This window comes from Leptolyngbya sp. FACHB-671, assembly GCF_014695745.1.
In the GTDB taxonomy this organism is placed as follows: domain Bacteria; phylum Cyanobacteriota; class Cyanobacteriia; order Elainellales; family Elainellaceae; genus JAAUTN01.
On the sequence record NZ_JACJOV010000115.1, the window covers coordinates 1 to 13,342 of the forward strand.

At 49.7% G+C, this 13,342-nt stretch carries 15 protein-coding genes and 2 tRNA genes; 5 read left to right on the forward strand and 12 right to left on the reverse strand.

What is annotated here, in order from left to right:
- Nucleotides 1-129: 129 nt before the first annotated feature.
- From H6F93_RS15385 to H6F93_RS15400, 4 genes are read right to left on the reverse strand one after another with little or no spacing between them, the layout of a single operon-like run.
- Nucleotides 130-1,062 (reverse strand): NAD-dependent epimerase/dehydratase family protein, encoded by a 933-nt coding sequence (locus H6F93_RS15385; protein WP_190682272.1) that lies wholly within the window; start codon nt 1,060-1,062, stop codon nt 130-132.
- Nucleotides 1,063-1,101: 39 nt separating this feature from the next.
- Nucleotides 1,102-1,779, reverse strand: a complete 678-nt coding sequence (gene surE, locus H6F93_RS15390) for a 5'/3'-nucleotidase SurE (protein WP_190682275.1) — start codon at nt 1,777-1,779, stop codon at nt 1,102-1,104.
- A gap of 4 nt (nt 1,780-1,783) precedes the next feature.
- Entirely contained in the window at nt 1,784-2,533 is a 750-nt protein-coding gene (locus H6F93_RS15395) for a hypothetical protein (protein ID WP_190682278.1), read from the reverse strand.
- A gap of 26 nt (nt 2,534-2,559) precedes the next feature.
- Nucleotides 2,560-3,138, reverse strand: a complete 579-nt coding sequence (locus H6F93_RS15400; RefSeq protein ID WP_190682281.1) for an SRPBCC family protein — start codon at nt 3,136-3,138, stop codon at nt 2,560-2,562.
- A gap of 293 nt (nt 3,139-3,431) precedes the next feature.
- Here H6F93_RS15400 and H6F93_RS15405 point away from each other — a divergent pair, with 293 nt between their 5' ends.
- Entirely contained in the window at nt 3,432-3,623 is a 192-nt protein-coding gene (locus H6F93_RS15405; RefSeq protein WP_190644909.1) for a hypothetical protein, read from the forward strand.
- Nucleotides 3,624-3,665: 42 nt separating this feature from the next.
- A complete protein-coding gene (locus tag H6F93_RS15410) occupies nt 3,666-3,848 on the forward strand; it encodes a hypothetical protein (RefSeq protein WP_190682284.1) in 183 nt (60 codons plus the stop codon).
- Nucleotides 3,849-3,869: 21 nt separating this feature from the next.
- Here H6F93_RS15410 and H6F93_RS15415 read toward each other — a convergent pair whose 3' ends face one another.
- From H6F93_RS15415 to murA, 6 genes are all read right to left on the reverse strand, one after another.
- Entirely contained in the window at nt 3,870-4,844 is a 975-nt protein-coding gene (locus tag H6F93_RS15415) for a YihY/virulence factor BrkB family protein (protein ID WP_190682287.1), read from the reverse strand.
- A 180-nt stretch (nt 4,845-5,024) separates the two neighbouring features.
- A complete protein-coding gene (locus H6F93_RS15420; RefSeq protein ID WP_206755732.1) occupies nt 5,025-7,244 on the reverse strand; it encodes a GAF domain-containing protein in 2,220 nt (739 codons plus the stop codon).
- Between the two features lie 219 nt (nt 7,245-7,463).
- Nucleotides 7,464-7,706 (reverse strand): hypothetical protein, encoded by a 243-nt coding sequence (locus H6F93_RS15425; RefSeq protein ID WP_190682292.1) that lies wholly within the window; start codon nt 7,704-7,706, stop codon nt 7,464-7,466.
- A 97-nt stretch (nt 7,707-7,803) separates the two neighbouring features.
- Nucleotides 7,804-7,885: transfer RNA gene (locus H6F93_RS15430), tRNA-Leu, on the reverse strand.
- A complete protein-coding gene (locus H6F93_RS15435; RefSeq protein WP_190644914.1) occupies nt 7,864-8,739 on the reverse strand; it encodes a M48 family metallopeptidase in 876 nt (291 codons plus the stop codon). Before H6F93_RS15435 ends, H6F93_RS15430 begins: the two co-directional genes overlap by 22 nt.
- 124 nt (nt 8,740-8,863) lie before the next feature.
- A complete protein-coding gene (murA, locus tag H6F93_RS15440) occupies nt 8,864-10,330 on the reverse strand; it encodes a UDP-N-acetylglucosamine 1-carboxyvinyltransferase (RefSeq protein WP_524537953.1) in 1,467 nt (488 codons plus the stop codon).
- Nucleotides 10,331-10,468: 138 nt separating this feature from the next.
- Here murA and H6F93_RS15445 point away from each other — a divergent pair.
- Both H6F93_RS15445 and H6F93_RS15450 read left to right on the forward strand, forming a co-directional pair.
- Nucleotides 10,469-10,552 (forward strand) — tRNA-Leu (locus tag H6F93_RS15445).
- A 163-nt stretch (nt 10,553-10,715) separates the two neighbouring features.
- Entirely contained in the window at nt 10,716-11,513 is a 798-nt protein-coding gene (locus H6F93_RS15450) for a TrmH family RNA methyltransferase (RefSeq protein WP_190682295.1), read from the forward strand.
- A gap of 29 nt (nt 11,514-11,542) precedes the next feature.
- On the opposite strand, the gene H6F93_RS15455 is transcribed toward H6F93_RS15450, so the two are convergent.
- Both H6F93_RS15455 and H6F93_RS15460 read right to left on the reverse strand, forming a co-directional pair.
- Nucleotides 11,543-11,803: a hypothetical protein gene (locus H6F93_RS15455; protein ID WP_190682299.1), complete on the reverse strand. Its 261-nt coding sequence runs from the start codon at nt 11,801-11,803 to the stop codon at nt 11,543-11,545.
- Between the two features lie 226 nt (nt 11,804-12,029).
- Complete coding sequence (locus H6F93_RS15460; protein ID WP_190682301.1) at nt 12,030-12,947, reverse strand: RodZ domain-containing protein; 918 nt, start codon at nt 12,945-12,947, stop codon at nt 12,030-12,032.
- Between the two features lie 140 nt (nt 12,948-13,087).
- Between H6F93_RS15460 and H6F93_RS15465 the strand changes: the two genes are divergently transcribed.
- Nucleotides 13,088-13,342 (forward strand): IS1/IS1595 family N-terminal zinc-binding domain-containing protein (locus tag H6F93_RS15465; RefSeq protein WP_524537875.1); only part of this gene is annotated, 255 nt, incomplete at its 3' end.

Genomic DNA, 13,342 nt, shown 5'->3' on the forward strand with positions numbered 1-13,342 from the left:
CAGCTTAGTAAATGTCATCGCAATCGCTGTTTGATGCACTCATACTGGAACTGTAGCGAGCATAGCTCAACTTAACCACCCCCTATCCCTAGTGCCGCTGCGTAAGTCCTGTTCAATACTAATAACCAATCAGGACTGCAAAATCTCATCATCAGTCGAAAAATCGATCGCACTCTGATCACGACCACTGGTCATGTAATCGTTTTGAAAAGAATCCTTTAACCCACCGACCAGGTCAAACTGCGGCTGCCAGCCCAACTCCTGCTTCGCCTTGTGAATGTCTGTAAAAAAGTGCTGAACCCGCATCGGAAAAGCTTTGCGCTTGCCAAAGTCAAACTGCTTGGGGTCGTAATGCACGATTGTTATGGACTCTGGCGATTTCCCTGCTGCTGCGGCACAAGCACGGGCAAGCCCATCAAAGGTGACAGCGCGATCGCCTGATATGTTGTAGATTTGCCCGATCGCCTGCGAGTTGCCCAAAACTGCCGCCATTGCTGCCGCCAAGTCCTGCACATGCCCAAACTGGGTTAGATGCATTCCGTTTCCGGGAATAGGAACGGGGCGATCGCGCACAATTCGATCAAAAAACCAGGCTTCTAAATCGTTATAGTTTTGCGGCCCGTAAATATAGACCGGACGAATCGACGTAAACGGAATGCCCGCTTCTGCCAGATAAGTTTCTGTCTCAAACTTCCCTTTATGGCGGCTCTTCGGATCAACGGGATCGCCTTCTACGTGGGGCATCTGGTCAGACTTGAGATACACCCCCGCCGAACTGACGTAGACAAAGTGCTGCACCCGGTCTTTGAAGATTTCGGCAAGGGGCTGTGTGTCGCTCAATTCACGGCCGTTGTTGTCAAACACCGCATCGAATTGCTCGGAGGAAAGCTTGTCTTTGAGTTGGGCAGCGTCGGTGCGATCGCCCTGAATTTGCTGCACTCCCTCTACTGGAGCAGGCTTGTTGCCGCGATTAAACAGCACCACCTCATGACCCTGCTCTATCAGAATTCGCGTCAGGTAAACGCCAATAAACCGCGTTCCACCCATGATCAAAATCCGCATTCTGTATCGCCCCTTTACCTACGCTAAGGATTATAGAGGCTACAGCCGCAGTTGGGTGATCGCAATCTTGCCCGAAAAGCACACTTCAACGTCAGCACCCGGATCGCGGGCGCGTTTGGGGTATTCGCCCACGTAGCGTAAATATTCTCCTTCAACCTGGTAGACGGCTGGTAAAGGCTGAGTGCAGAGTGGACAAAAAACAACTTCTGGGTCAGGTGATCCGGGCTCCAGGTGAGGTAGGTTGACGTTCCAAAAGGCTCCTCGCTCAACGGGTTGTTGCATCAGTTTGTCTAACACCTGTGCCGTCCAACGGGCTGCAAGCTGCCAGTCGATCGCCATACCCCGTCGAATAAAGTGGGAAATTGCAATTCCGGGCACCCGATGTAAAACGGCTTCTCGCACTGCCGCTACGGTGCCCGATAGATATACATCTGCTCCTAAGTTGCCGCCCGCGTTGATCCCCGAGAGGACAAACTCGGGTTTGAAATTAAGGTGATGCAGCGCAATGCGAGTGCAGTCAGCCGGGGTACCTGCGATCGCAAACTCTTGATCAGAACGGCGCTGGATGTGAATGAGGCGATCGCTCGTCACCTGATGGCTACAGCCTGAATGAGGCTGCTGAGGTGCGACAACGATGCCCCGTCCCCCAACAGCCTGCCAGAGCGCTCGAATTCCGGGGGCGTCAATGCCGTCATCGTTAGTCAGAATTAGGGTCACAGTGTTAATTGACCAACTGGAGCATTTCGTCTGCCATACCCGATTCCTGGACGCAAATTGCGTAAAGCTGAATGGAGGTTAATCCGGGTGTTTGTTGTCGCGCCTGGTCAACTGACATGCCAGGTGCCGTGCAGAAATTATCAACAACCTGAGCGTACTGTTCTGCCGTACCCAGCAGTCCCTCAAGGTTTGCTGGACTCTGTAGGCTATTTCGCAACTTTCCGACTACTTCGTTTGCCAAAAGTGCTGTAGAGTCTTCCGCGTCAGCAGGCAAAAGCTGACTTTGGACGATGACAGACTGAATTGCATTGTAGAAAGTTGCTGTACCTTGGGGGTTTGAGAAAACCGTCACCAACATCTCTGGCGTAACTCTGGGATCAGCTTCCACCACCGTTCTAAAGCCAACTAGCCCACTTGCCGCCAAGATATCTGAAATGGTGTCCAGGTAGCTCGTATAGGAGACTTCTGGCTGGCTTGAGCCGTCTCCACAAATAACTGCACCATTGCTCCCTGCCCCTGCTGCCAGGTCAACTTTTCCCTGGTCGGCACAGGCTGAGATAGTGTTCTGGATGTCTATGGAAAACATTTCTAGCAAGCGCTGGCTAGCTGGAGAGTTTTGCAGCGTGCTGAGATTGTTAGGAGGGCTAAGTTGGGCGATCGCAGGCAGTGCACTAAACCCCAGCCAAGCCAGAGAACTTAGTCCTAAACAGCTACCAGCAGAACCTAACCGCTGCACAAACTTTTGCATTGACATGATTCAGGAAGTGAAGTGAAGAGTAACTAGCGGCCGCAAATCACTTGCCGCATTTTTCGCATATTAGCAGGCAAATCAAGCCGCATTGCTTCCTGAATAAATACAGAAGGCACCGGAATGGTTGGAGTTGCTTGCACAGAATAGGTTAATAATGTGCCCGACTGGTGATCCTGAAGCTTTAGATCAGCCGCAAAGTCTGTAAAGCTGCCTCTTTCCATCCGAAACTGGATCTGCTGACGGGCGCTAGTGTGAACGGTTTCAATGACTTTCAGATAAATCTCAACCTGAGCTGAAAGCATGAAAAATGTCTTTTTAGCGACCTGGTAGAGCCGTTTGCATCCCTGCAAGCTTTCCCCGTGAGATAACACCTCACTGCATACCAGATCAGGGAAGTATTGAACCCAGCTAGGGTAGTCCGTTACCTGCTGCCAGACCTGCGATCGCTCTAGAGGCAGGTACATCCAGGCGGTGACTGCTCCCCCCCAGGCAGAGTGCGATCGCGTCTCTAGCAAAATTTCTCCGTTTAAGAGCGCTTTCTCTCTAGCAACATCAAAGCTTTGACCTGACTCGGAGTCAGCATAGCCCAACACAGCAAATCCGGTCATCTCAGTTCAGCAACTCCTGGTGAAACAATTAAGTGGTTCAAACTAAGGGGCTCAAACTCAATAATTCAAGTAGTTGGTTTTCGATTTTGCAGGAACTCCATCCACTACCATAACCACGTCCACTGAGGAAATCACGAAACTAATTTCAACCAATTATAAAGATATTCGTGAATTTGTTAAATTTTCTTTGCGAATATGCTGTTTCGCCTGCAGCCTAATCTGGTTAGAACAGGCTGACCCTTGCCATGTCACAATGGGGGTTGCAATTCCTAAAGGTGTGAGGAGAAGAGTTTGTGGGTAGAACCCCCAATCTTGCCATTACGATCGTTCTATACGTTTTTGGTTTTCTGCTGGTAGCAGTAGCGATCATCCTATTGCTACAGGCTTACGGTGTAGCGATTCCTAGACCCGCAGTCGGGGCGATCGTGCTGTTGTCCATCGGGGTTGGAATTCTGACGGGCATTCAAAGCCGCAGGTGGACGTAACTCGGTGTGTATAAGCTGTAGGTCGCTGTCTGAGGAAGAGAGATGAGCAGATCGGTCAGGACAGAAACCGCGCTTTTTCTGTCATTTGTGGGGATCACACTGGTAGTTTGGGTGCTGAGAGGCATTGGGATTTTGACGTTTTTGCCAGGTTTGGTGATCTGGCTCTTAATTTTCCTGTCGATTGGAGCCGGGGTTTTTGATTTCATCCAGCGGATAAAACGCTGAAAGCTGTGGCTCTATCGGATTTTACTTACGCCCAATGCGAAACCCTCGCACCAATTTTAGACGGCGTGATTGGGGCTGAGCTGTGTCAGGTTTAACGATCGCCACATCCTCAGTTTCATCATGATGATGCCGAATCAGCTTCGCCCGTCTTTGCATCGATTCGCCAACGGTTACATTCAACTGATCCCCAATCAACATTACTAGAGAACTCATGTAGAGCCACAAGAGCAGCACAATTACGGCTCCAACAGCTCCATAAGCTTTGTTGTAGTTGCCAAACTGAGCAACATAAAAACGAAATAAGTTGGACAGGATAGCCCAGGATATCGCTGCCAGGACTGCACCCGGGAGAATGGGTTTTCCTGGAACCCACTGACTTGGTCCAAAGCGATAAACAAAGGCAAAGGCAATCGACACAATGCCGAGCGCTAGAGGAAAGGTCAACAGTCGCCACAACGTTTCCAGAAGGCTGACATCTGCTAACCGACGAACAATCAGGTCACCTACAAAAATGAGGGTCGAGGCAAGCATCAGCAGCAAAATCGTCCCGATCGTCAAGCCAATGGAAATCAGCTTTTTCTTCCAAAAGGGGCGAACTTTTTCTGGAGGAATTCGATGAATCTGGTCAAGCGCGGTCATGGCTGCACTCAGCGCTCCAGAAGATGCCCAGAGTGCGATCGCAAAACTCAAGGAAAACAGCCCACCGTTGCTGCTCTCACTCAATTCTTTAGCGACCCCCTGAATTAGCCCCAGTGCCTCTAAAGGCGCTAGTTCACTCACCTCATCTGCCAAACGCTGAAAAGCAGTCTGCAAGCGTTGAAACAAGCCAATTGCAGTAAGTACAGCCAAAATTGCGGGGAACAGGGCCAGCATCGCGTTGTACGCCATCTCAGAAGCTAGACCCGGTAGACGCTGCTTGCCTACGCAATCAATCGTTTTCCTGATGGTTGCTAGATTAAGGTGCTGAAAAAATCGAATAAAACGAGCAGATATCATAGGTAAATGGCAGCAATACCTTCTGAATCACTCTGCCAGATTTAGAGCGCGATCGCCACTCGATAAAAAATAGCCCAGATGAGACTTCTCATTTTAACGCGGGGCTGTTCGTTACCTACAAGGACATTTCGCGAAACGCCTCTACCAGATTCGTGACTTCAAATCAGCAATGCCTAACGTCTAAATCTCCGTCTGGATCTGAGTGGGTAGCCGCACCGTGAAAGATGTCCAGCCATCTGTGCTTTCCGCCTTGATTGTTCCGCCAGACTGTTCTACCAGCTTTTGTACGAGCGCCAGTCCTAATCCCGTCCCGCCCCGTTTCCAGGGATCAGCATTGGGAACCCGGTAGAATTTCTCAAAAATATGGGGCAGTTCAGAATGAGGAATATTTGCCCGATTGCGAAGGGTAAAGACCGTTGTTGAATTTAAGTTCAAGCCGAGGTTTGATTCCTGAGACACCTTGAGATAAATCTCACCCGCAGGAACAGTATATTTGCAGGCATTGTTTAGCAGTTCTGCGAGGATTCGTCGCAAGACAACTGGGTCTGCCACCATCGGCAGCAGATCAGAAGGGTAGGAAACATCTAGGATTTGATCATGAACTGTAGTTCGAGTATGGAAGGGTTCTATGATCCCCGGTAGCCAATCTTGTAGACGAATGACCTCGAAGGTGATGGGGTAGCAAGCATCTTCTAGCCGCTGCAAATCGAGCAGGTCGTTGATCAGTTCCGCTTCACGGGTCGATTCTGCGTCCAAAATTTCTAAATACCGCTGCCGCTTCTCTTCCGTTGTGGCAGTTCTGAGCATGTGAATTGCCATCTTGACGTTGGAGATGGGAGTCCGCAATTCATGGGAAACGGTGCTGAGGAATTCGTCCTTGAGGCGATTGAGTCTTTCTAACTCGCGCACCTGAACCTGAGCTGCTTGATACAGTCGAGCTTGACGAATGGCGATCGCACACTGGTTTGCAACCTGCCTGACCAGTCGAATTTCAAACTCGTTGAATACATAATCTTTGTGGTTGATTAACCACAGGTCGCCTAAAACGACTTGCTCAACGCCCTGAGAAGACTCTGAATCAACGAAAATTGGGCAGGCCAGCATTGCAACCTGTCCCCGGACCGGGTTGGGGGATAGGGAGCAAAATTGAAAGTAATAGCCCTGCCGTAGCTGGCTGTAAATCTCTGGGAAATGGTTCATCTGAGCAACTCTTCCCTGATACGCAGGAATCGAGTCAATGTATTCATAATGAATGGTGGATGTGCCCTGGTCGAGGTCGTACAGCGCTGCGTTACAGCCGCTCAAGCCCAGCACCAGGGTCAGCTCACGTACAGCAGTTTCTAGAATCTGACTTTCGTCAAGCGAATCTCGCACTTTATCAGTAATTCGCTTCAGCATTGATTCAAATGCCACTGCTCTCTGTACTTCAATCGTGCGCCGCTGCACTTCTTTTTCTAAGTCGGCGTTGAGTCGCTGAATCTGTTGATAAAGCTCTGACTGGTGGAGAGCGGTTGCTAGATGGTCTGCTAGCTGTTGGAGTGCATCAATTTCTGACATTTGCCAGTTACGGGGGCTACGGCACTGATGCACCGATAGAAATGCCAGAACCTGCTCGTCTTGAATAATTGGAATGGACAGGAGCGCTTGAATTTGGTAGTGATGGAGCAGTTCCAGACTTCTCGGTGAAAGACTAGCTTGCTCAATGTTGTGAATGGTGTATGCGCCTTTTTGTTGGTAGACATCAAGACGCTCTGTTACCCACTCTTTTTCTACTGCAAAACCTAAAACGGAGGTCCAACCTGATTCAAGTGCCTCGGTTACATTCACCCAGTCGCCATTTGGTCTGGCGCGAGAAATCAGCACTCGATCTGCTTGAAAAAATGACTTGGTAGCAGTTGCCGTAGCGTCTAAAATTTCTTGAGGGTTGAGCGATTGACGAATGCGACGAGCGATCGCCCCCAGCCACTTTCCCTGTTCTACCTGCTGTTGAAGCTGTGTTTCGGTTTGTTTGCGATCGCTAATGTCTTGAATTAGCCACCGTAACCCCGCTACTTGACCTGTCAAGTCAAAAACTGCGTTGATGCTGAGAATTGTATGAAGCGAATTTCCCTGAGGCGTAACGAAGCAAATTTCTGCTGACTGCCCTGCTGAGTCTTGCTGTGACTGAGCTAACATCAACAAAAATTGCTCTAAACTTTCAGCAGCTACAAAAGCAGCTAGAGACTTGCCTAGCAGTTGACCGTTAGCAACTCCAAATAGATGTGCGGCTACTTGATTTGCCTCCTGCACAAGCCCTGCTTGGTCAGTGATTAAGTAACCTGCTGGGGCTTGATCAAACAATTCTTGGCATGAATGAATTTGAGCTATCTTCGGCTGCTGATTCAAGTTTTCTATGTTCACATTCTCGCCTCTTGCCGTTGCAATAGCGGTTGTTGGGGCTAACACGACTGGACTTAGAGAGGCATTCTTCGGCGATTTTAGCTTTGGTCTCAACTCTATGAGTGGGACTGCTCTATTTCTTGAGTCCAGTTGCCCAAAATCGGCGACTAAAAGATGTCTCTCCTAGCATTATTCCCGCGATCGCTTAAACATCTCCTATGTACGGAATGTTTTAGATTTTTATGACTTAATCGAATCTTGCAAGAGTCTATCCGAATCTGAAGGGTTGGGGAAAGCAAAAGAGGGGAAAGAACTTGCGCTCTCTCCCCTCTTAGTTTCTGCCTGATCAGACTGCCGCTTTAGCTTTTGCCGCAGACCCTTTAGCTGCTTCAGTTTTTGTCGCTGTCGGGCACTGCCCCCTTTGCCTTTGTCGTTTCTACCTTCCCGGCGGGGAGATTCCCACCGCTTGAGCTGTTGAGACATTAATTTTCTCCTATCACCTATCAGGTTATTGGCTGACCGTTGTTCTCCAGATAAGTTTTTTGAGAAACCTATTCTGGAGAAACTTGATTCAAATTAATGGGCAGAGCGAGACTCGAACTCGCATGACCGAAGCCGCCACATTTTGAGTGTGGTGCGTCTACCAATTTCGCCATCCGCCCTCTGGTTTAGCTTCACCATTATAGCCGATTGTGCGGTTTTGGAGTAGTGATTGGTAAGTTTGGCTGCCTGCCCAGCGATCAATTTCTCTTGCTCGCAATACTGGAACGGGGTGAGTCAGTTGAGCAGTTTGAGCTTGCTTCAGCAATTCGCCTAGTTCACTGTCGCTGATGTCATCGTAGGAACGAGCCTGTGCCAGAAATGCATCCAGGTTTAGCTGAGAGGACAAGGTGGGTGAGCCACCGGTCAACTTCATCAGTACGGATGCGACGATACGGGGATCTTGGGCAACGAGCAAGGCAGCGCGATCGCAGGTAAATTCAGCGCAGCGAACCCACTCCAAAATCTGTGCCTGAAGGTTTTGAGCGATCACTCCTCCTAACGGGATCAGGTTTCCTGCTGCCAACACGACTAAGTTGGCTAGAGTCAGGTAAACTCCGTGATCGCACTTGAGATGACCCAGTTCGTGAGCGATCACTGCCTGAATTTCTTCAGGAGTGAGTAGCTCAATCAGTGAGGTGTGAACCACGATAAAGGGTTGCTTGCCTCGCACCGCAAACGTGTAGGCGTTGGGTACTGGATGTTGACGGATGTAGAGTTGCGGAGTCTCCAAATCTAGAACCTGGCAGGCTTCGACCAGCAGCTTGTGCAAATCGGGCAACTGCTGCTCACTGACTAAAATGCTGGACGCAATATTCTCTAAATAGAAAAATTGTTCAGCGATTGGACCAAGTAGATTGCGAATGAGCAAATCCAAGCCAGGAAGCTGTTTTAGCGCTTGGGTTGCTTTCAAATCTAAAGGGTGACGAAATTGGTCAGATTTAAGACCAACCAGAAAAGTTTTGGAGAAGGACATGGCGAACTGGAGGGAAACTTTGTAAAGCAGGTTACACCCGGCTTCGAGTTTAGTATAGCGAGAAGTTTAGCTTGTCGGGGGAGCGATCGCCGGGGCTAAGAGGCGATCGCATCAGTTGGACTGATTAAGCTGTGACACCTGTTTCTGATGAGTCAGTTGAGACGGGTTGAATTATCTCTGATGGGTCTGCTGGAACTCGTTGCAGTTTAGCTCCTAGTTTTTGCAGCTTGACCTCCAGATTGTCGTACCCCCGATCAAGGTGCTGTAGCCCTTGAATTGTGGTCATTCCCTCTGCTGCCAGGGCTGCTAGCACTAGGGCCGCAGAAGCCCGCAGATCGGTTGCTACGACTGGAGCACCCGACAATAGAGGGACGCCTCGGACAATGGCATGAGTTCCTTTGACGCGGATATCTGCGCCCATACGGTTTAGCTCTGCCACGTGGCGCAGACGATTCTCAAACACGGTTTCTGTAATGACGCTATCGCCTTCGCTGAGGGTCAGCAGCGCCATAAACTGTGCCTGCATGTCTGTTGGGAAACCAGGATAGGGCAAGGTTTCGATGTCTGTAGCGAAGTGAGTTTGAGCGGGAATGATCCGCAGGCGATTAGGAGCGTCAGCTACCACTTCTGCACCGATCGCCTGAAGTTTGGCAATGACTGCCGCGAGGTGGTCTGGCACAACAGGAGCGAGGGTAATTTCAGAATGGGTAATTGCTCCAGCAACCAAAAAAGTCCCCGCTTCAATCCGGTCGGGAATGACGGAGTAGTCGGTGGAGTGCAAACTCGGCACACCTGAAATCAGGATGGTGTTGGTTCCTGCTCCGCGAATTTTTGCCCCCATTGCTCGACAGAAATTTGCCAGATCAACAACCTCTGGCTCCTGAGCAGCATTCTCAATCACCGTTTCTCCATCGGCTAGAGTCGCTGCCATCATCAACGTTTCGGTCGCACCTACGCTGGGGTAGTCCAGATATATTTTGGCTCCTTTGAGCCGTTTGTTTGCTCCTGTGGTGTAAGCATGAACCGTGCCATGCTCAATTTGCACGTCAGCCCCCATTTGCTGTAGCCCTCTAACGTGCAGGTCTACAGGTCTAGCACCAATCGCACATCCTCCCGGTAGTGGGACTCTGGCAACTCCTAACCGCGCTAGCAGTGGGCCAATCACAAAAAAGCTAGCTCGGAGTTGGCTAACCAACTCGTAAGGGGCTTTAGATTGTCCAATGTGTCGTGCATCGATTTCTAGAGCGTCACCATGCCGTTCTAACTTCACGCCCAAAGACGACAAAATTTCGCCCATCCGCTGTACATCAACCAGAGACGGGACGTTGCGAATACGGCAATCTTGAGGGCAAAGCAATGAGCCTGCCATAACGACTAAGGCTGAATTTTTGGCTCCGCTGATTTTTACTTGTCCTTGCAAAGGCGCTTTGCCCCAGATTTTGAGTACGGAGTCGCCTTCCTCGGGTAGAGAGCGAGGGCTTGATGAACTACTTGATGAACTAAAAGAAGGAGTAATGGGTCTGTCCTCCAGAATCGGTTGGTTATCTGTGACTTCAAATTTGGTTCTGATTCTACCGGAAAGTGTTGAGATGTCGAGAATTCTGACTTACAGCAATTTTGCTGAACTGAAGCTAGAATTCCCTATGGGCTAGAATTAATTTAAGGATTTGCTTGACTGTTGCTCAAGATTAGGGGATGATAGCGAATCGCAGCCCTAAAAAGCGCTAGTGCGGAACTGGCGGAATTGGTAGACGCGCTAGATTCAGGTTCTAGTGTCTGCAAAGACTTCCGGGTTCAAGTCCCGGGTTCCGCATTTTTGAATGCGAAATTAAGTCCCGATTTAGCTTGAGCTAGATCGGGACTTAATAATTTTATGAAACAAGCTAAGTTCTGTAATTCGTCAAAACTACTTATACGTTTGTCGTCTTGTGTAACAAAATTTCAATCTATTCTTCGACAAAATTTTGCTTGTTGCGATGCTGACTAGTTTGCAAAATCCGCTGGTCAAACAGATGCGAAAGCTGCATCGCGCGAAGGAACGGCGGGACCAAGGATTATTTTTGCTGGAAGGGACACATTTGCTAGAGGAAGCTTGTGCAGTGAACTGTCCTTTGGCAGTAGTGTGCTGTACTCCTGACTGGCAAGACCGTCATGCTCAGCTCTGGGAGCGGGCGAGTCGGCAGGCGAGTCGGATAGAGCTGGTGAGTGCTGAGGTGTTGGGGGCGATCGCCACCACGGTTCAACCTGATGGTGTAGTTGCTGCGGCAGACCGACGATCGCATGATCATGCTCTTGATTCGAGGATCAGTTTGGCTGTCGCGTTAGAAACGCTCCGAGATCCAGGCAATTTGGGTACGGTGATTCGCACAGCGGCGGCGGCTGGTGCTGACGGTTTGTGGGTGAGTGCAGATAGTGTTGATTTGGACCACCCTAAAGTGCTGCGAGCATCGGCTGGACAATGGTTTCGGTTGCCGATGGCAACTAGTAAAAATTTGCGGGCAGAGATTTTGCAGCTTCAGACTCAGGGCGTGCAGGTGGTGGCAACGTTGCCTACGGCTGAGTTGACCTATTGGCAAGCAGACTTTAAGCCACCGACGCTACTTTTGCTAGGAAACGAAGGTGCTGGGCTGTCAGAGGAACTGACAGCGATATCTGATGTACAGGTCAAAATTCCTCTGGCAGTAGGTGTAGAGTCGCTGAATGTGGCGATCGCAGCTGCTTTGATTCTGTATGAGGCGCAGCGGCAGAGGGAGGGCTTAGGGGCTGGGAGCTAGGGAGTGAGGAGGAAGTTTTGTTTTATTCCCTACTCCTTTGACTCAGGAGGCTCGTTTGGAAGCTGAGTTTTTGCTTGAATGAATTGCTCAATGTCGGCAGCGGCATCTGCCAGCGCATCCAGGTCAAAGGGGGAATTAGCGCTATCGGCTTGCTGTTTGGCGTTTTCGGGTGGAGAAGTTGTGAGATCAGTGACCTCATTGGGCAATTGCAGAGTGGTTTCTAGCTGGGCGATCGCCTGCTCAAATGCTTTAGCGGCAGCGCGACGGAGTTCTTGTGAACCTTGATCCATGGTGCTAGCTCCTCATTCCAAAACGAGATCATTGAACGCACTTCGTATAAGAACAGAATGCACCGCTCATTAAGCAGATCTATCAGGGATGGATAGGCTGATTTTTGAGCGGATTCTAACATCCGTTTCGGAATCGTGTAACTGGGGTTCAACAGTTAGAGAGTGCTGTTTGCCACTTAGCATCCGTTACTCTGGCTTTTGAAATCGAGCCTACACTGGTGGAAAACTACTCGGCTTCGGGGAAAGTGACTGTTGCAACGGCTCCTCTAGTTCCCAAGGGTTGGGGGGATGCTCCATTGAGACTGGCTAAAACGGCTCCAGCATTTCCGGCTCTAATGACTACCTGTTCTTTGGCATTCCAAGTTTGCTGTTCTCCTTGGGGTAAGATTCCTTCATACTGAATCTCGCCATCAACGGTAACTCGTAGCCAGGATGCTTCAGTTAGGTTAATACTGACTTCGATGTCGTCAGTGGGGACGGCTGAGGGCTGAGGTGAGGCAACAGGGCTTGCTTCGGTCTGAGGAACAGTAGGAGTGGAAGAACTAGATACATTGGATTCAGCCGTTTCTTGTAAGGACTCACTTGACTGAGGCTTGATTTGGCTGATCAGGAAGATGCCTCCACCAAGGATGAGAATTCCGGCAATTCCATAGAGTGCATAGAGCGGATTGAAGGGAGTTGACGTTCTGGAAGACCCTGAGGGAGTCAATTCTGGCTCAACATCTGAGCTGGTTGTATTTGGGCTAAGTGTTGGTGTGTAAACGGCTTTTGCCGCAGGAAATTCCCGCTCAGAGACGACTGGCTGAGATTTTACGGGTTGTGGTTGTAGCGGTTGTGGAGAAGCAACTTTGGGTTGCTCAATTTTAGCGGATGTAACAGTGGTGCTATCTAGTGAAAACTGTTTGGATAAAGCCATTCCATCCAGTCCTACAAGGTCTCCATAGCGACGAATAAAGCCCTGAATAAAGACAGGTTCAGGTAGGACTGCTGCTTGACCGACTTCTATGGCTTGTAGCAGGCGCAGGGGGATAAACGTTTTGGCTGCAACTTCTTCAAGGGATTTAGACTGCTGCTCTCGCGTTTGGTGCAGCTGCACGCCAATTTCTTTGAGTTGCTCTAGCTGAGTGGGATTTAACTTGCTCACCGACTACTCCTTACTCCTCGGACGTTGATGCTTACTCAGGGGAGTTAAGCTACTCCATCTACTAGTACCAGAAATAATTCGGATGGTGCTGGTCTCATAAAAATTTGTCAGCTTTTTTGGCGTTGCACAATAGAAGTATGATGCAATGTTCACACTGTCAATCCAACCAAACCGTCAAGAACGGACGACGCAAGGGTATCCAGAACTATCTGTGCCGCAGTTGCAATCGTCAATTTCGTGAAACTCACACCCCTCAGGGTTATTCCTTGGAAGTCAAGGCACACTGCTTGAACCTCTATCTCAATGGCATGGGCTTTCGTGCGATTGAACGAGTCACAGGCGTGTGTCACAACACGGTAATCAACTGGGTCAAGCAAGCAGCCCAAGCTCTGCCC